The organism is Microcoleus sp. FACHB-1515 (assembly GCF_014696105.1).
Classification (GTDB): Bacteria; Cyanobacteriota; Cyanobacteriia; order Elainellales; family Elainellaceae; genus JAAUTJ01.
In genome coordinates, this window is record NZ_JACJPO010000031.1 from 1 (window position 1) to 14,999 (window position 14,999).

Consider the following 14,999-nt stretch of genomic DNA (forward strand, 5'->3'; position numbering starts at 1 on the left):
GGAATCACCTCCTTTGAAGACAAGAAAAACTCCGACAATCGGTACAAGCGGGACTCGTAGCCAGTCCACACCTGAACACCCAACACCCGCGATCGAACTTCGATCGCGGGTTTTTCTTGCCTACCCGCTAAGCTAAAAATAGCTTCCAACCAACCGATCTTATGAACACCAAAGAACGACTCATCAAAGCCATTGAAAAAGCGCCAGAGTCGCGACTGGAAAAGGTTCTTAGCTATTTACTCTTTTTGGAAACGCAAGAAGCAGAAGCTATCGAGGCGATCGAAAATCAAGAAGATCTTGAAGACGCGCTGATTGCCCTAGAGGAAGTCAAAACCGAGGGAACCGTCTCCTGGGAATCGCTTAAGTCCGAGGTTGGGCTGTGAGCCATGCCCTATCAAATTCAGTTTGCAACCAAAGCAGCGAAACAGTTCAAAGCGCTTCCTGCCAACATCCAGCAGCGCATTCAGCCCAAAATTGACGCACTCGCTGATACACCCTTGCCATCTGGCGTGGTCAAACTCGAAGCCAGTCTCAACCTCTACCGAATTCGCATTGGGGACTACCGCGTCATCTACGAGCTTCAAGACAAAGCGCTAATCGTGCTGGTGGTGAAAGTCGGACACAGACGCAACATTTATCGGGATTGAACGGTGTTTCATTAGCCATACCAGGCATTCAGGCAGAGAGCGGCAGTGAGCAGGGCGATCGCCAACAGCTTAAGATATCGAGCTTTCATTTTTCACCTTGGGAACTCTGAGGAAAGCCTCCACTCGCAGGAGGCAACGTAACTACAGAACTCAGGATACCCAAATGAAATACCCTCGACAGATTCCAGTCCCTACGGCATGGTTGAAAGCGTTCATTCTGTCAGCTTTTGTTTTCACTGCCGAGGAAGCAGAAACCAGCAACTTCAATTCGCAAAACAACAATTTTGATGCAAGTTGGGTAAACAACTGGGCGAATGACAATCCAGAAGCAGCTATCTTTGCTGTTGTTCTAATTATTCTTTCCCCGATCGCAATCGTTGCAATTTTTCACTATTTGATGCACTTGCTGTTAGGTGCATTCTCTCCACAACTCCAATGCGATCGCGTTCAGAAGCAGCCAGTCTTAATGAGTTTGTGGGAAGGGGTTTACGCATGGCTAATTCTTTTCGTTGCAACTTTGGTGATGATCGCATTGTGGAGTGCATCAGCAAATGATTTATCAATGTATGCCTCAGTGCCAATTGCAATTAAGCTGACCTGGATTGCAACTGCTGCCTATCTCTATCACCTTGAATATTCAACCAGGCAAAAATAAGTTTTAGCGATCGCTGGAAGCATTACAATATCAAAGCTTCCAGCAATTCACTTCATGTCATGGACTAGCAGCGGATTTTTCCGCAATACGAATATTCTCAATCGCCTCACAGCAGCGACGGGAACCAACCCGATCGAAGTCTACAAGCCCGGTACGTTGTCGCCCCAGTCGATCGCCTCTGGCGTTCGCTATTCCGGCTTCATCACAAGTTTGCGACTCAATGTCGATATTCGATCGATCAGCGAGTTCGATTACCCCGTTCCTGGTGAAGACCAAAGTGAGGGAGAAGTCGCCGCCGCCGTTCGTGATAGCGAATCGTCGAGCGCCAAGAAGCAGCTAAATTTGCTGATGCGCCGCGACGGAGCCGACGCCGTGAAAGTCGCCTCGCTGTGGCTCTACAACCGCCGTCCCTACTACAGCGTCGATCTGCTGCTCTACTTCACGGATGCCGCTGCGTTCGATGTGGCGTCGGACACGGCCATCCTGCTGCAAGTCGAGTCGATCGGGTTCGGAGTGCTAGAAGGGCAAGACGCGATCGTCATTCACGGTTCCGCCGTCGAGGAAGGCGAAAACACCGCACCCTCGCTGAATGTGAACGTGTTTGCCAATCAAGCCGACATCTTGAACTACCGACAGGCAATTACCGACGGTGACGGCAGCCCGATCACAAACGCGCAGGGAGAAATCATCGTCAATGCTTAGACACCGCGAGCTGCTGGGTGACGAGCTTCATAACGCTCGCATCTCGATCGAACCCCCAACGCGATCGCCCGCCTTCATCGGAGAAACCGTCTTCGACGGCACAGTGTTGTGGATCGCAACTGGCCACACCGCAGAGAGCTGGACAGCTTCCCATTCCGATCCAGCGCCGCCGCAAATTCCGCCGTTCTTCTCCTGGTCGCTCGATCTGTCGGGCATTCTGACAGGCTTTGATACCGTCATTTCGCTCTACTTCAGTTCCTTCTCTGCCGAAATCCGCGCTTGGGCAGATTGGACACTGCTCAATCGCTACACGCTGGGAACCAACCTGCCTGCCTTTGAAGGCTGCATCAATCTGAACGGCTGGGTGGAGCAGCGCGGCAAAGGGCGATATCTGCCGCTGGTGTCGCGATCGAATCTTCCCCGACCTGCCACCTTAGCGATCGCGGCGATCAATCCGGCCAGCGCCGCCGCGATCGTGAATGTGGGCAGAGTCACTGAACCCGGCACAGCGCGGATTTACAACGATGCACGGGCGATCGAAGTCAGCAAATGCCAAGCCGGATTTGCTGGCAGCCTTTTAACGCTATGAGGATGACCAAATGCCCAGACACCGCGACTTGATTGGCGTTGAACTTCACAATGCCCGCATCAGCTTGGAAGCTCCCACACGGCCACCTGCCTACATCGGAGAAACCGTCTTCGACGGCACAGTGCTGTGGGTCGCCAACGGCACAACCGCGACAGACTGGCGGCGATCGATTCCTGCACCCACCATTCCCGCGCCGCCGCTGGTATTCGGCTGGGCTTTGAATTTGGGCAATATGTTTTTGCCATCAGGCACGCAGATTTCACTGTACTATCGCGCGGTTCCCGTCAATAGCACCTGGACGCTGCTGAACCGCTACACGACTGGAGTGACCTTGCCCGTTCTAACGGGCGGAACTGGAGCGATTAACCTCAATAGCTGGGTTGAGCAGCGCGGACTTGGCCTCTACATGCCGCTGCTGGTGCGACCGGACAACACCGCGCAGCCGACCAGCCTCAGCGTTCGATCGCAGCAGCCGGAGGGGTTAGCCCTCCCGTTCACAGTGGGCAGATGGGCGGAACCCAACACTTCGCGGGTTTACGACAATGCCTTAGCCTTCGAGGTTCGCAGCGTTTTGGGCGCGTTCGTAGGCGATGTGTTGCAGGTGACGTGATGCGATCGATCGACCGATTCACAACCGCTCAACCGCGACTCGATCGCCGCCGAGGACGACAGGTCAAGCCAAAACAGCAAGCCCTGCTCGATCGCACTGCCCAGCGCCGGAGAGAGGCTGGAGTGCTGTATGACTCCCGCATTTTCCGCCCAACGCGCGAAGAGATTTTGACCAATGGTTAGAGCAGGCAGAACAGGCAGAGGCAGCAATCCGCTCGATCGATTCAATCCCAGCCGCCTCGATCGAAATTATCGGCATTGGGAAAACCTGCCTGATCGAGACGACACGCCGCCGATCGCCAACATGCAGCCGGGAGTCAACTTCACTCCCCTAAACGAACCCGTATCGCCAACCGACTGCCGCAGATGGCCTAATTCTCCATTCTGTGAAGGCGATCCGCCGCTGGTGGGACCGGGAATCCCCGGACTGACGCCGCCTTTGCCACAGCCGCTACGAGCGCCAATCAACCGCCTCACACCGCTGGCAATTAATGATTTTGTCGGAATCAATCCGCTAGCCGATTGGGGAGTGAACAACTGTGAAGCTTGGGTGTGTGCAACGGGAACGCTGGCCTACTGGGAAACACCGCCCGTCTGCGTAGCGTACCGCTGGGGCGATGGCAACTGTGTTCCAAATCCACCAGCGGAAGAAGAGGAAGACGACGATCGCCCAGTTCCCGTCCCTGGTGTGCCGTTTCAAATTCCCAATCGATCGAGAGAAGGCTGGATTCCTGGATGTCGCTACTTCCTGTACGTTCGCATTCCCTCCGATTCCCCGGCAGACAACAGCACGTTGAACTACGGGAATCGCGCTGAGCAGCTTCAAGACCAAGCCGATTGGTTCGCGCCAGTGGGCGGAAGCAGCTTTCGAGGCTGGATTCTGCCGTGCTATGGCCCAGTCACCGGGATCGAGGTGATGACCTGGACTGAACCGGGATCGCCGCCGCGTCAGAACTGGAGTTTGAAAGTGTTGTGTGGCGGCATGGGCGTGTGGACAAACTACGTGATCCCCTTCAACGTGCCCAATCTGCTGCAATACGTGGTAGCAGGTGAATGGCTCAGTTCAAGAAATTGGGTCAATGGTGTTACCCGTCTGGAGCCGTCGTATCGCGGGCATCGCCCCACGACACTACAGCCACGCCGCACCCCACCATTAGGCGTGTGGCATCGACTCTACGGCCAATACCCGATCGCCGTGCCAAATCCCAACGCCAGTGGAGATGGCCGAGATACGTTCACCAATCAAATTCTTGCGCTACCCGGCCAGATTCTTTCGTTTGAAATCGAGCGACAGCGTGGTGAACTGCCGCCAATGTCGATTAAGGTTGTTCCTGCTCATCAAATCCCACTTTGGGCAAACTCTGTTCCTTGGGGAACTGCCTGCGCTGCTCCACCCGTTCCACCCCCAACCCCACCCAATCCAGGAGGCGATGATATGGGCTGCTCTTGTCGAGATATCGAAGCGATGATCGATCGCAAACTACTTGCCTTATTGGGCTTCAACGAACGCCGCCGCATGACGTTCAACCCAGAAGTTTTGGTGAAAGCGCTGGGAAACACCGCTTACGCCAACTTCAACGATCCTAAGGATGTAAACGTTGGTACGGTTCCGCAGTTGATCGCCGCAATTCTGGCGACAAATTTCTACCGGGGCGGCTATCACCGATTCCCGGCTACGGTTCCGACCAATTTGGCACAGGAAGATAATTTGATCTCCGACCTACTGCGGAACACCAAAATTCACGATGCAATGGGTTGGAATGAATGGGAAATTAAGCAGCTTGACGGCTTGGTTGGCGCGTTCCCACTGATTATCAAATACAAGAATGCAGAGGGAGAAACTAAAGATATCAAACTGCATAATATCTCTGAAACACTTGCTGAATTAGTCGGAATATTGCTATCGCTTGACGCAGATACAGACGTGCTGATTACGTTGGCATTCAAGGCAGTTATTGAGGCGATCGGCGCGAGAACCGCTGCTACAACAGCAACCGATTATGCAGCAGCAAATGCTGAATACTTAGGCTATCGAATGAAACAAGAACGCCGCGAAATGAAGGTTTCAATTAACACGGGAACCACAAATATCAAGGAAGCACTAGAGGAAGCGACACGGAATGTTCCGAGGGTTAAATTTGACGGCAAAACGGATCAGCAAGAGCTATTCGATCGAATTTTGGTTGCTTGCGAAATTATTAAAGCGGTTTTCTACAAAAATTGGGGAATGGGCGAACCGCTTCCAGGCGATCGTATTCGTGAGGAACGCGAGGGAGACGGGAACTCTGATTCAGACTGGGCTGCGTTCGTTGCAGCGGTTGAGAATCCTGCGGAAGGTCAATCGCCTGCAAACGCGCCACGTCCTGACCTTCGCAACATCATCACGCCTCCCCCCGCTCCACCCTCCGCTGGTGGTGGGTCTGCAACCTCAGGGAGTAACAGCGACGATTGATGTTGCGGCTATTCAACGCCGCTCATGTCGCTGATTTCAATTACTCGCAACGCACTTCAAAGTCAAACCGTTCGCAATCTAATTGGGGAGCGAGCAATCGACATTTTGGCGGATCTCGCGCTTCCAGAAACCGAGGAACAAGACGAAAATCAAAACCCTATTACCCGCTGGCTAGGTGGATTAGCAAAACGATTGCCAGGCTTTTTACTCAACATTGTGGAGCGGGCAGTAAGCTGGCTGCTCAGCAATGCTTGGTCAGTCATTGTTGAGGCGGCATTTACGATCGTTAATTTCGATTGGAATCAGACGGATACGGCATTGCGAGCGGCTATCACCGCGAACAACGTTCAAATTGCGGGCGCATTAGGTCAAGCATTAGGAACTGGGTCAGTCTGGCTGGTATCGATCGCACTGGCGACAGGGGCAACGCTGAAATTTCCGGTACTGGGCGGCAAGGTTGCGCTGGCACTGGCAGAAGAAGGAGGGGAAGAAATTCGCGGCCAAGTGGTCAGCCTGCTCAACACTACGCGCGGAGCCTTGGCGCGAAACGCCGTTTTAGGAACGATGCTCACGCTGAGGCGACTGCGACTGTTTGGACTTGCCCCAATCACCGAGCAGCGTGAGCCTTGGAGCATTGCCAGCGCGGTCGAAGAACGCATCGAACGCATTGGCAACGAAGCGCTACGGGCGTTTGCTGAGAACTTTATTGAGGGAGCTGTAGACGCAATCATCGAGGTTGGCTACGTCGTCAGCTATGCGATCGATGATTTCTACTCCACATCGCGACTGGCAAATGAAACGATGTTTGGTGAGGATCGCACGGTCAAGGTGATTCCCGATCGCAATAACGAAGAGGAATTCATCACCATCCGAGGCCCCCAGCAGCTTCTCAAGCAAAACGTTCAAACCGCCCTCACCGCTCACCGCTGGGTACACAATCGCGACTTAGGCCAGCTTGTCGGCCAGCCCGCAGAAGATTGGGTTCAAGCGGGAATGCAGCGGCGGAAGCTCACGATCGTCTTCAAGTCGAAAGAAGCACCGCCCTGGATTGCAGCTCCCGGCCAGCCGCGCGTGAAAGAAGTCACCTACACCATTCCCGAACCGGAGTTAGGGCTGACGTGGCAGAAAATCAAAACCGCCGCCAAGCATTACACCTGGGGCAAGTTCCGCGCCACTGCCAACCTCAACAACGGTCGCCAGATGGCCGTGTATGGCGCGACTGAAGCTGAAGCCGAGCGCAAGCTCAGAGAGTTGCTGGAACTCAGTCAGGGTGAACTGCTGACGCTTTCAGTGAGCGAAGAAAAGGACAGACACCCCAACCTGAGAAAAGAAGCCAGAGAAATGTATCCGGCCTACGCCACGCTGCTGATTAGGCGATCGACTGCCGAAATCACTGGCACGAATGACCTATCCGGCAATAACTACGCCGAGGAACTGCGGCGGATCGAGCTATGGCCTGACCAAGAACCACCCAACACCCCAGCGCTGCAATGACCGAGCTAAGACTGTGGCCGCTGCTGGGCACTTGTTCCCGTCGTGCCATCCTCCGCAGAACCAAAAAATTTGGACATCCCTACACCTACAAACCACGCGGCGATTTGATCATCAGATTGTCGCGACAGACAGGTTTAACTTACGCAGAGGTGTTTTCTCAGTTGCTCAGAGAACGAGAAGAGTTGCTACGCGATCGCGATTAAATGCAATTTTTCAATAAAGTTTTTTCGCGCTGTCGCTTCCTGTATTTAATCGAAACCCCTAGGGTTCGGTATGAAAATGTTGCGTGTTTTCCACAAGATGACAAGCGATTAAGCAGGTTGTTAGTTTTCGATTAGAAATCGCTCGAAAACAACCGATTCTCAACACAGAGGAACAGAATTTATGGCACGCGCACGAGGCGAACGCGATCGCGTTTTCGTCACACTTGGAACCCTGCAATATGGCTTTCTTGCTAGCAGCAATTCCCGTCCGCACCGAGCCGCATTAGGCCATGTTGCATTCACCAACCAAGCTGGCGTGGTGTTTGGGGCAAACAGTCCGAAGCCCAATCGCGCCACCAAAGAAATCACGGCTACGAACATTGTTTCTTCGTTTTGCGATCCGGGTCGAGAGGCGGCACTCAAGGCGGATGACTGGGTGATCAATGGTGGGGGTCGGCGTCGCGGGATTGCTCGAACGCCGCGCAGTCGATCGGTCTTCGTGGACATGGGAACCTACAACTACGCTTGGAACTTGACCGCTGACGAACAGCAACACATGCAGATTCTGGGAATTGAGTTCGCATCCGGTTCAACTCCCGCTTTGGTTTGGGGATCAACACCAAAACCGCCTCGTGCCACTCGCAAAATTAACGGGCGCGTGGTTTCTACCTTTATCCGACCCGATCGAACTGTCGTCACTGCGGCGGAAAATGCTGGCTGGTCAATCTCTGATCCGTTTGGAGTCCTACCAGAAGAAACCTAATGCTATTACTTCCAGGCAATCCTGAATTTAATCGCGTTTTGGCAACGCCGCCTCCGAACTGGCGACAATTCGCACAATCAACCCCCGATTTTGCCTTTGTCGCCCGTTCTGGCAGCGGGCTTCTAGAACCCGTGTCAATGGTTGACCTCGACAACTATTTAGAAGGCGGTGAATACGAAGAACGCTTAGAGGAAATCGGAGAAGAAGATGAGTTGGAATTCGATTTTTAACGAATCTCTCACACTCATTCATGCCACAGACGATCGCCGCTTCATTCCTGTCGAAATTGGTTCTGCCAACGGCGTACAGTTGGCGATCGTCGCTTCCAATCCCAACGCTCGATCGACTTGGTTTCTTGCTTGCACGGTGGCGATCGTCGCATCCTACATCGACCCAGCGATCGCCAATTCCTCACCCTCTGACGTGCTGAGGCAGCGAATTGGGCTAGGGAAATACAAACAGATTGACATTCCATCAGGCATCAACTTTCCGTACAAAATTCGGCTGGATGTTCCCCACTGGCATCGATCGCTCAATGTGCAGATTTGGGAGCGTCCAACGATTTCAGGCGATCGCCAACTGCTCACAGCCAGCGCCGCCGGACAAAACGAATTCGCGCTGAACTTTGCTCCAACTCAGCCAGAAGCGACTGAACTTTTCATCAACGGCATCAAGGCCACGTATGGCAGCGAGTACCTGATCGAAGGCGATCGCCTGCTGTGGCTCGATGAAATGCCGCTCGACTCCACTGACGAAATCGAAATTCTAGATTTGCTATGAGTACCATTCCTGCCAAGCAGATTGCCAATCTGCCCAGAATTGCCCGCGAGTCACTGACGATCGCCACTACCAACACCATTCCCGCCCTCGCCCTTACACCCGTGAACGCCGCCAGCGTCAAGCTGTTCGTCAACGGCGTTCAGTACGATGCCATCCGATCGCCCGTCGTTCTAACGCTGAATGCCAAGACACTCACCTGGTCAGCCGCGAATGCAGGCTTCTCGCTCGACAGCAGCGATCGCGTCACTGCCGAATATGTCACCAGCGAACCTGCCACATGAGGATGAAACAGTTGCAAGGCTACACCATTGGGTCGGTTGCACCCGCAAACCCGCGAACGGGCGATCGCTGGCTGGAAATCAGCGTAACGGGAGCGGTTCTTTACGGTTGGGATTGGGTTTGGAGCGGGTCAAGATGGATCAGTCCAGAGCAATGGTGGCGCGTGTCCTTTAGCGACATCGCCGCCCTCACCGTTCATTCTTTTGACGCGAGTAATCTGAGGCTTTTGCTTTTAGACTTTCGCACCAACGCCTATACAACTGCGACTCAAACCAGTGCAAATTATTGGTTTTTCCGCTTTTGGGAGACGACTGCACAACAAACGAGAAGCCTCCTTTGTGAGGTAGATGCAATTGGCAACGCGCCAAATCAATTTGTTTCAGAAATTGTGTCACTCGCTTCTTTGACGACACAGCCAGTTTTGGAACTATCTGCCAACTTTGTTGGCACTTCTAACCCTGGAATTTTAAGAGGAGCAGCAAGCGTGAGATATCAGTTCGTGAGGCCATGATGACCATTGAACTAACAGCAACTTTTGCCGGATTGTTATTCGGATCGATCGGAACGCTCTTGACGGTGCGAAATCACGTTCGGCAAATCAATAAAGATTGGCGCGAAAAGTGGGAGATGGAAATTAATCGCCAGTCACAAGCCAAGGTGAAAGAATACGCAGCGCAACGAGATTTTGAACACTTGCAGCGCAACCAAGAGCAAATCAAAGAATCGATTAAATTGCTGCAAGACGACAGGGAACATCAAAATCGATCGCTCGTGGAACTGGAGACAATGGTGAAAGCGCTTTATCACCAAACGAATGCGATCGCCGCCAAAATTGATGCCAGTACAGGCGGATGGCCGCGCCAACCGCAACGCGATTAGCGTTATCCTAATGAATAGTTTTCAAGCCGAATTAATAGGTTTGGTTTATCGACACAATAACCGCCTGTCGCTAGAGCAAATTGAAATTGTTTTGTTGCGATTGCTGGAACTGGTTCGCGCCGCAAAAGACAACCGCACCAAAGTTAGTAAAGCTGTAGATGAAGCTGCTAAAAATCCCATTAGCTAGCCCTGCCGCGATCGTATGTGCTTTCTGTCTCCAGAAGTTCTCGCCCGTCTACGCTTCCTGCCGATTGACTGCTACGGAATGCATCCGTCTGAACTCAAGCGCTACTTGCTTGAAACGGTTCAGATGATCGATCGACAGGAAGCAGAAAAAAGCTGCGGCGATCGCGGGGATCGATCGCCTGTTTTAGGTCACAATTTAGGCACGTCGATCGAGTCAACTCATGAAGTGCAGACACAGCAAGCAATCTAGCAACGCGATTGAAGGACTGAAAATCCTCGTGTCACCAGTTCAAGTCTGGTTCCTGGCATTCCAGTAAATCAACCAAAAAGCCTTGAATCTCAACGGTTCGGGGCTTTTTACTGATGGCGAGAGTCGTAGAGGCATTTGATTTTTTAGGCATTTTCGGGTCAGTTTAGCGCTCGAATTGGTGTAAAACTGGTGTAAATGGTGTAGAGTACAAAAATACTCATTGGTTCAGCCCCGTGTACTCCAAACACTCTACAGGCCGAGCTTCCAAAGGTTCGGTCGCAATCCTTTGCTCAAATGGGCGATTGCAGCTTCGCTTCAACTACGGCGGCAAGCGCCATTACCTGTCAACAGGCTATCCTGACACGCCTCAGCACCGCAAACTCGCTGAAATCAAGGCCAAAGAGATTGAAAAGGACATTCTCTATGAGCGGTTTGATCCGAGCAATCTAGATAAATACAGGCCGCAGGCTGCGCTCAGTACCGTTACACCAGTTACACCAATTGCTCCGCCTCAGCCCTCGTTGGCCGAGCTTTGGGAGAAATACACTGAATTCAAGCGCCCTAGCTTGTCTCCCAGCACATTGGCGAAGGACTATGTAAAAATCGCTCGCTGCATCAGCGCTCACCTGCCGACCCAAGCGCTCTGTGATGCAGTTGCTATCCGAGACTGGCTAGTTGCCAACAAAACGCCTAATGCCGCCAAGCGAGTGTTGACCCAATTCTCTGCCTGCTGCGACTGGGCGATGAAATCGCAGCTCATCTCTGACAACCCCTTCGACGGCATGGCCGCCGATATCCACGTTCCCAAAGGGGAGTCGGAAGAAGCCGACATCAATCCATTTAGCTTAGAGGAGCGCGATCCGGAACGGATCAGCTTTGCTGCACGCATCATCGCCGCTTTTCAGCAAGACCGCTACTACAAGTTCTACGCTCCCTTGATCGAGTTTTTGTTCCTCACGGGCTGTAGACCCTCAGAAGCGGTTGCTTCGCAGACCAAAGGTGCGCCCTGCAATGGCAGTACATTTCTGCCAATTGCCGCTCTATCCGCTTCGAGCAGGCCGTGTGATCTTCGAGAATGGCTTGGTGTGCAAAAAAGGACTCAAGACCCAGAAGAAGCGTACCTTTCCAGCAAATGCTCGACTGGCAGCACTGCTCAAGTCTATTAAGCCGGATGAGGTGCAGGGCGAAACCAAACTCTTTCCGTCCCCGGAGGGCAGCTGGATCGATGTCCATAATCTGACCAATCGAGCGTGGCGATCGATTCTTGCCAAACTCGATGGCATCGAGTACCGCAAGCTCTACCAAACGCGACACACCTTCATCACCGCAGCCTTAGAAACCGCAGTGACTACGCCCGATGGCAAGACAAAAATGCTGGACGCGAAAGATGTCGCGAAGTTGGTGGGGACTAGCCCGAAGATGATCTACGAGCATTATGCGGGGCAAACGAGAGAGCTGTTTGTGCCTGAATTTTAGGAGCGGACAACTACTTTCCCTGCGCTCACAATTGCATTAAAAACTTCGTTTGCTAGATTTTTTCTGATTGCTTAAAAGGGCTGCTTGGTAGGTCTCGATCGCCCGCAAGTGAGCAGCCGGATCATGGCGATTGTGAAACCAATCTTGAATAAGATCAAGATTATACCGGACACAACGGCTATTAATTCTCACCCAATGAATTCCCTCAATCCATTCGCCCTGAAGCCGATATCGCTTCAGCGTTTCGCCACTCAAGTCGAGCGCTTCTGTGGCCTTCTTTTTACTGACAAATAGCACCATGTTTCCAAACTCTTGTGATGCGAAGACCCGAAGCATTTCGGCGAAGTAAATTAGTTTGCCGATCGTGCTGAAACTGTAGAGCGTTCGTCTGACTGCACCATGCAAATCTTGCGAAATTGCTGTGACAAGCTTTGTGCTGCAATCAGTTTTGGGATTCATCCCACCAGATCGTGCTGCCATCGGTCGATCGATAACGATAGACTTCTGTGCCTGCAAAGAAGATGGAAATTTCGCTGGGTGGCGCGATCGCAAGTTGCTCAATGACTGCTTCTAAGGCTTTGGTTAGCTCTAGAATGGCTTGGGTTTGTTGACCACTAGATTGCACAGACTCGGACATAGGTGTACTCATGGTTTTATCTCGTTTTCAATGATGGAATTTGCAAAATTGACGACGGTGGCCTGCGATGCCATGCGGATGCCAGCCATGTAGCGGTAGCTATTTTGCTGCCAAATGAGTTTCGAGAAATTGCAGTTTGCTCCACACACAAACTGCACAAAATAGCCCTCAATGCCACGATTGAGTGTTACTTTCCCTGGCGATTCTGGCGATCGACCCACAGGTTGATAATCAAAAGAATTCTGCTCAAAATATTCTGCTTGAATCGAAGGTGTATCCTGATAAACCTGCTCTCCAGTCAGTTCTCCAAACGAGCAGGCATCCGCACCTTGACAGTTGGGAGCAGCATCTAGAGAAACGCTGTAAAATGCTGGGTCAACATCAACAATGGAGGCAGAAATGTGCTGAAAATGTCCACCTTGGGTGATGGGAACATTGATGTAGGGTTGTGCTCCGCCTTGCTCGGCTGGGAAGGGAACGATCGCATCGGTTGGAATTTCGGTCGGCAAGACGATCGGAATTTGAGTTTGGTGCTGAAGCGACTCAAGGATTGGCTCAAACACAGGTAGAACCTGCTGCGCTCCAGGAATGAGGTGGGTCTCCTAGGCAGTGACACGGGTACAGCCAATCAGCAGCACACAGGCGAGCAGGGCGATCGTGCGAATTGGGAATGACATGGCTGCAATCAAGGAAAGGGACTAGCGCGAAAAATGTCGTAGCCAGCCGGAAGCTGGATATGAAGCTGGTGCAGGGCTTGAATGGCTTCTTGGGAGAGCAAATATCGATCGCCAGCGGCGATCGCATCCTGAATTGCTCGGCTCAAGCGGCGTTGAAGCTGACTGCTGCCCATGACGCTGATGTAGTGCTCATAGCGCTGCAACTCTAGGGCTTGAGCTGCCGCCGTAGGCAGATAAACGCTGAGCTGACGAGGCGTAGACTGTGAGCCAACCAGCCGTCGGCAGCCAGTTTCAGAATTAGTTTCGATCAGCTCGCTGTGCGTATTCAAGGGATTGGGCGGGTTAGTATTCCGTTCATCGTCGTAGATGCCCAGCAGGTAGAAGTGCTTGCCTTGCGCCTCGACAGTGGCGAACAGGTCATAGTACAGTCCCCCTGGCTCCAAGCAGATCGCCACTTCAGCCGGAACCGAAACACGGGGAAGGGGAGTCGGAAGCTGTAAATCCGCTGCTGGAGGGCGGATCACAGGAGCAAGCAAATCGGATTTCCCAAAACTGTGTCCCTGCCCGATTAGCGGCAGCGTGACGAGGAGCAGGCCACCCAGGAAGGCGCACACAAGCTTCAGCCAAGGGTGGGGGTGAACAGGAGAGCGTGACATAACGACTTGCTTTGAGGTGAATGAAACTACTGGGGTGGCAATCCGTTCACTGGATAAGGTTGGTAGTCCGGCGACACTCGCAGCCCCAAATCGCGCATTGCCCTCGCCTCTTCGCTCGTGACAAAGCAGGGACAGGTAGCCGCATCTTCCGCTTCCATCTGCTGCTGATATTGAGCAACACCGCCTGCCGCAGCAATCCGCTGGCGATAAATGTCGAGCCAGATCTGGTAGGCGGCTTGGCTGGGAATGTAGTGGCTAAAGGGGTAGGTCAGGTTGCGAGTTTCGGCTCCCATCAGCCGCCGACAGCTCGATCGATCTTGCCGGATGAGAATGTCGTAGCCATCGTCGCTGTCGGCATCACCCACGTAATAGTCGTAGTAATTCACGCCCTGAAAGCTCGTGCTGGCTTGCAGCCTGATCGGTGATTCGATCGCAGGCAGACAGGGCGCGATCGCCGCTGGAATAGGTGGGTGTGAAGCGGCTTGAGCAAAAGCGGCAGGTAGCCCAACCAGTTGCCAAGCTGCCCAGCTTGCTACTAGTGTTTTCAGAATCTGAGTGCGGCGTTTCATTGTTTATCCTCCTGGTGAGAATTGGTGAGTTGCATAGTGTTGGCTGCCTGTGAGGTAGGGGCGGGGATCAACTGGATGACCGGAATTAATCGAGTTATCGGTTGCGCCAACATTCACCTGGAAGTGCAGGTGATATCCTGTTGAGTCGCCTTCTGCTCCCACGCCACCGATCGTTTGACCCTGCGAAACCAAATCGCCAACGTGGACATTGATGCGGTTGGGGTGTCCGTAGATGGTGTGAACGCCATTGCCGTTGTCGATCACGATGATGCTGCCCCAGCCACCACCCACCTGCATTGAGGCTTGGATGACGCGACCGCCATCGGCAGCGACGATCCGCGTTCCAGCCGGAGCGGGAAAGTCAAGTCCCTGGTGATAGTGAGTAGGGCAAACGCATCTTATTGAGCTAGAACCTTCGCTAAGTAATCATTGTTCCAGCCAGCCTTCTTGCGCTTGGCCTTGACTCCACCTTTAGCCGTCTGCTCATGACTCAACA

At 52.9% G+C, this 14,999-nt stretch carries 26 protein-coding genes; 20 read left to right on the top strand and 6 right to left on the bottom strand.

All coding sequences use genetic code 11. From position 1 onward, the window contains the following. The first annotated feature begins 161 nt into the window (after positions 1-161). From H6F67_RS10910 to H6F67_RS27345, 20 genes are all read left to right on the top strand, one after another. Entirely contained in the window at positions 162-383 is a 222-nt protein-coding gene (locus H6F67_RS10910) for a hypothetical protein (RefSeq protein ID WP_190766236.1), read from the top strand. Positions 384-386: 3 nt separating this feature from the next. Beyond that, positions 387-647: a type II toxin-antitoxin system RelE/ParE family toxin gene (locus tag H6F67_RS10915; protein WP_190766239.1), complete on the top strand. Its 261-nt coding sequence runs from the start codon at positions 387-389 to the stop codon at positions 645-647. 163 nt (positions 648-810) lie between these two features. Next, positions 811-1,302, top strand: a complete 492-nt coding sequence (locus H6F67_RS10920; RefSeq protein ID WP_190766241.1) for a hypothetical protein — start codon at positions 811-813, stop codon at positions 1,300-1,302. Between the two features lie 54 nt (positions 1,303-1,356). Continuing rightward, positions 1,357-2,004, top strand: a complete 648-nt coding sequence (locus H6F67_RS10925; protein WP_190766242.1) for a hypothetical protein — start codon at positions 1,357-1,359, stop codon at positions 2,002-2,004. Beyond that, positions 1,997-2,593, top strand: a complete 597-nt coding sequence (locus tag H6F67_RS10930; RefSeq protein ID WP_190766244.1) for a hypothetical protein — start codon at positions 1,997-1,999, stop codon at positions 2,591-2,593. Before H6F67_RS10925 ends, H6F67_RS10930 begins: the two co-directional genes overlap by 8 nt. A gap of 10 nt (positions 2,594-2,603) precedes the next feature. Beyond that, the gene (locus H6F67_RS10935) at positions 2,604-3,203 is read left to right on the top strand and encodes a hypothetical protein (RefSeq protein WP_190766246.1); all 600 of its coding nucleotides are present in this window, start codon (positions 2,604-2,606) and stop codon (positions 3,201-3,203) included. Continuing rightward, positions 3,203-3,385 carry a hypothetical protein gene (locus H6F67_RS10940; RefSeq protein WP_190766248.1) on the top strand — a complete coding sequence of 61 codons (183 nt, stop codon included), beginning with the start codon at positions 3,203-3,205 and terminating at the stop codon, positions 3,383-3,385. The genes H6F67_RS10935 and H6F67_RS10940 overlap by 1 nt, the downstream gene beginning before the upstream one ends. Then, on the top strand, positions 3,378-5,654 hold the full coding sequence (locus H6F67_RS10945; RefSeq protein ID WP_190766250.1) for a hypothetical protein: 2,277 nt from the start codon (positions 3,378-3,380) through the stop codon (positions 5,652-5,654). Before H6F67_RS10940 ends, H6F67_RS10945 begins: the two co-directional genes overlap by 8 nt. Positions 5,655-5,678: 24 nt before the next feature. Next, positions 5,679-7,148, top strand: coding sequence for a hypothetical protein (locus H6F67_RS10950; RefSeq protein ID WP_190766252.1), 1,470 nt, complete (start codon positions 5,679-5,681; stop codon positions 7,146-7,148). After that, positions 7,145-7,351, top strand: a complete 207-nt coding sequence (locus H6F67_RS10955; RefSeq protein WP_190766254.1) for a hypothetical protein — start codon at positions 7,145-7,147, stop codon at positions 7,349-7,351. The genes H6F67_RS10950 and H6F67_RS10955 overlap by 4 nt, the downstream gene beginning before the upstream one ends. A 181-nt stretch (positions 7,352-7,532) precedes the next feature. Next, complete coding sequence (locus H6F67_RS10960) at positions 7,533-8,114, top strand: hypothetical protein (RefSeq protein WP_190766256.1); 582 nt, start codon at positions 7,533-7,535, stop codon at positions 8,112-8,114. Next, entirely contained in the window at positions 8,114-8,344 is a 231-nt protein-coding gene (locus H6F67_RS10965; RefSeq protein ID WP_190766258.1) for a hypothetical protein, read from the top strand. Before H6F67_RS10960 ends, H6F67_RS10965 begins: the two co-directional genes overlap by 1 nt. Next, entirely contained in the window at positions 8,322-8,894 is a 573-nt protein-coding gene (locus H6F67_RS10970) for a hypothetical protein (RefSeq protein WP_190766260.1), read from the top strand. Before H6F67_RS10965 ends, H6F67_RS10970 begins: the two co-directional genes overlap by 23 nt. Continuing rightward, positions 8,891-9,175 carry a hypothetical protein gene (locus H6F67_RS10975; RefSeq protein ID WP_190766262.1) on the top strand — a complete coding sequence of 95 codons (285 nt, stop codon included), beginning with the start codon at positions 8,891-8,893 and terminating at the stop codon, positions 9,173-9,175. Before H6F67_RS10970 ends, H6F67_RS10975 begins: the two co-directional genes overlap by 4 nt. A gap of 2 nt (positions 9,176-9,177) precedes the next feature. Continuing rightward, on the top strand, positions 9,178-9,684 hold the full coding sequence (locus H6F67_RS10980; protein ID WP_190766264.1) for a hypothetical protein: 507 nt from the start codon (positions 9,178-9,180) through the stop codon (positions 9,682-9,684). Next, positions 9,681-10,052 carry a hypothetical protein gene (locus H6F67_RS10985; RefSeq protein WP_190766266.1) on the top strand — a complete coding sequence of 124 codons (372 nt, stop codon included), beginning with the start codon at positions 9,681-9,683 and terminating at the stop codon, positions 10,050-10,052. The genes H6F67_RS10980 and H6F67_RS10985 overlap by 4 nt, the downstream gene beginning before the upstream one ends. A 10-nt stretch (positions 10,053-10,062) precedes the next feature. Then, on the top strand, positions 10,063-10,239 hold the full coding sequence (locus tag H6F67_RS10990) for a hypothetical protein (RefSeq protein ID WP_190766268.1): 177 nt from the start codon (positions 10,063-10,065) through the stop codon (positions 10,237-10,239). Positions 10,240-10,254: 15 nt separating this feature from the next. Continuing rightward, positions 10,255-10,488, top strand: a complete 234-nt coding sequence (locus H6F67_RS10995; protein ID WP_190766270.1) for a hypothetical protein — start codon at positions 10,255-10,257, stop codon at positions 10,486-10,488. Between the two features lie 233 nt (positions 10,489-10,721). Continuing rightward, complete coding sequence (locus H6F67_RS11000) at positions 10,722-11,654, top strand: Arm DNA-binding domain-containing protein (RefSeq protein WP_396797855.1); 933 nt, start codon at positions 10,722-10,724, stop codon at positions 11,652-11,654. 10 nt (positions 11,655-11,664) lie between these two features. Beyond that, positions 11,665-11,964 (top strand): hypothetical protein, encoded by a 300-nt coding sequence (locus H6F67_RS27345; protein WP_199304356.1) that lies wholly within the window; start codon positions 11,665-11,667, stop codon positions 11,962-11,964. A 36-nt stretch (positions 11,965-12,000) separates the two neighbouring features. On the opposite strand, the gene H6F67_RS27350 is transcribed toward H6F67_RS27345, so the two are convergent. The 6 genes from H6F67_RS27350 to H6F67_RS11030 form a co-directional block, all read right to left on the bottom strand. Beyond that, a complete protein-coding gene (locus H6F67_RS27350; protein ID WP_199304357.1) occupies positions 12,001-12,444 on the bottom strand; it encodes a hypothetical protein in 444 nt (147 codons plus the stop codon). Continuing rightward, entirely contained in the window at positions 12,407-12,613 is a 207-nt protein-coding gene (locus H6F67_RS11010; RefSeq protein ID WP_190766271.1) for a hypothetical protein, read from the bottom strand. The genes H6F67_RS27350 and H6F67_RS11010 overlap by 38 nt, the downstream gene beginning before the upstream one ends. Continuing rightward, a complete protein-coding gene (locus tag H6F67_RS11015; RefSeq protein ID WP_199304358.1) occupies positions 12,610-13,164 on the bottom strand; it encodes a hypothetical protein in 555 nt (184 codons plus the stop codon). The genes H6F67_RS11010 and H6F67_RS11015 overlap by 4 nt, the downstream gene beginning before the upstream one ends. A 122-nt stretch (positions 13,165-13,286) precedes the next feature. After that, positions 13,287-13,934, bottom strand: coding sequence for a hypothetical protein (locus H6F67_RS11020; protein WP_190766273.1), 648 nt, complete (start codon positions 13,932-13,934; stop codon positions 13,287-13,289). 26 nt (positions 13,935-13,960) lie between these two features. After that, positions 13,961-14,503: a hypothetical protein gene (locus tag H6F67_RS11025; protein WP_190766275.1), complete on the bottom strand. Its 543-nt coding sequence runs from the start codon at positions 14,501-14,503 to the stop codon at positions 13,961-13,963. Between the two features lie 3 nt (positions 14,504-14,506). Then, complete coding sequence (locus H6F67_RS11030; RefSeq protein WP_190766281.1) at positions 14,507-14,905, bottom strand: peptidoglycan DD-metalloendopeptidase family protein; 399 nt, start codon at positions 14,903-14,905, stop codon at positions 14,507-14,509. Positions 14,906-14,999 lie beyond the last annotated feature (94 nt).

Bases quoted from the DNA above. Each gene is read 5' to 3' on its own strand.
- H6F67_RS10960 (WP_190766256.1), top strand. From the start codon at position 7,533: ATGGCACGCGCACGAGGCGAACGCGATCGCGTTTTCGTCACACTTGGA.
- H6F67_RS10990 (WP_190766268.1), top strand. From the start codon at position 10,063: ATGAATAGTTTTCAAGCCGAATTAATAGGTTTGGTTTATCGACACAAT.
- H6F67_RS10995 (WP_190766270.1), top strand. From the start codon at position 10,255: ATGTGCTTTCTGTCTCCAGAAGTTCTCGCCCGTCTACGCTTCCTGCCG.
- H6F67_RS10985 (WP_190766266.1), top strand. From the start codon at position 9,681: ATGATGACCATTGAACTAACAGCAACTTTTGCCGGATTGTTATTCGGA.
- H6F67_RS10935 (WP_190766246.1), top strand. From the start codon at position 2,604: ATGCCCAGACACCGCGACTTGATTGGCGTTGAACTTCACAATGCCCGC.
- H6F67_RS27350 (WP_199304357.1), bottom strand. From the start codon at position 12,444: ATGGCAGCACGATCTGGTGGGATGAATCCCAAAACTGATTGCAGCACA.
- H6F67_RS10910 (WP_190766236.1), top strand. From the start codon at position 162: ATGAACACCAAAGAACGACTCATCAAAGCCATTGAAAAAGCGCCAGAG.
- H6F67_RS10925 (WP_190766242.1), top strand. From the start codon at position 1,357: ATGTCATGGACTAGCAGCGGATTTTTCCGCAATACGAATATTCTCAAT.
- H6F67_RS10940 (WP_190766248.1), top strand. From the start codon at position 3,203: ATGCGATCGATCGACCGATTCACAACCGCTCAACCGCGACTCGATCGC.
- H6F67_RS11025 (WP_190766275.1), bottom strand. From the start codon at position 14,503: ATGAAACGCCGCACTCAGATTCTGAAAACACTAGTAGCAAGCTGGGCA.
- H6F67_RS10945 (WP_190766250.1), top strand. From the start codon at position 3,378: ATGGTTAGAGCAGGCAGAACAGGCAGAGGCAGCAATCCGCTCGATCGA.
- H6F67_RS10930 (WP_190766244.1), top strand. From the start codon at position 1,997: ATGCTTAGACACCGCGAGCTGCTGGGTGACGAGCTTCATAACGCTCGC.
- H6F67_RS10920 (WP_190766241.1), top strand. From the start codon at position 811: ATGAAATACCCTCGACAGATTCCAGTCCCTACGGCATGGTTGAAAGCG.
- H6F67_RS10915 (WP_190766239.1), top strand. From the start codon at position 387: ATGCCCTATCAAATTCAGTTTGCAACCAAAGCAGCGAAACAGTTCAAA.
- H6F67_RS10950 (WP_190766252.1), top strand. From the start codon at position 5,679: ATGTCGCTGATTTCAATTACTCGCAACGCACTTCAAAGTCAAACCGTT.
- H6F67_RS11020 (WP_190766273.1), bottom strand. From the start codon at position 13,934: ATGTCACGCTCTCCTGTTCACCCCCACCCTTGGCTGAAGCTTGTGTGC.
- H6F67_RS10975 (WP_190766262.1), top strand. From the start codon at position 8,891: ATGAGTACCATTCCTGCCAAGCAGATTGCCAATCTGCCCAGAATTGCC.
- H6F67_RS10955 (WP_190766254.1), top strand. From the start codon at position 7,145: ATGACCGAGCTAAGACTGTGGCCGCTGCTGGGCACTTGTTCCCGTCGT.
- H6F67_RS10980 (WP_190766264.1), top strand. From the start codon at position 9,178: ATGAAACAGTTGCAAGGCTACACCATTGGGTCGGTTGCACCCGCAAAC.
- H6F67_RS10965 (WP_190766258.1), top strand. From the start codon at position 8,114: ATGCTATTACTTCCAGGCAATCCTGAATTTAATCGCGTTTTGGCAACG.
- H6F67_RS10970 (WP_190766260.1), top strand. From the start codon at position 8,322: ATGAGTTGGAATTCGATTTTTAACGAATCTCTCACACTCATTCATGCC.
- H6F67_RS11010 (WP_190766271.1), bottom strand. From the start codon at position 12,613: ATGAGTACACCTATGTCCGAGTCTGTGCAATCTAGTGGTCAACAAACC.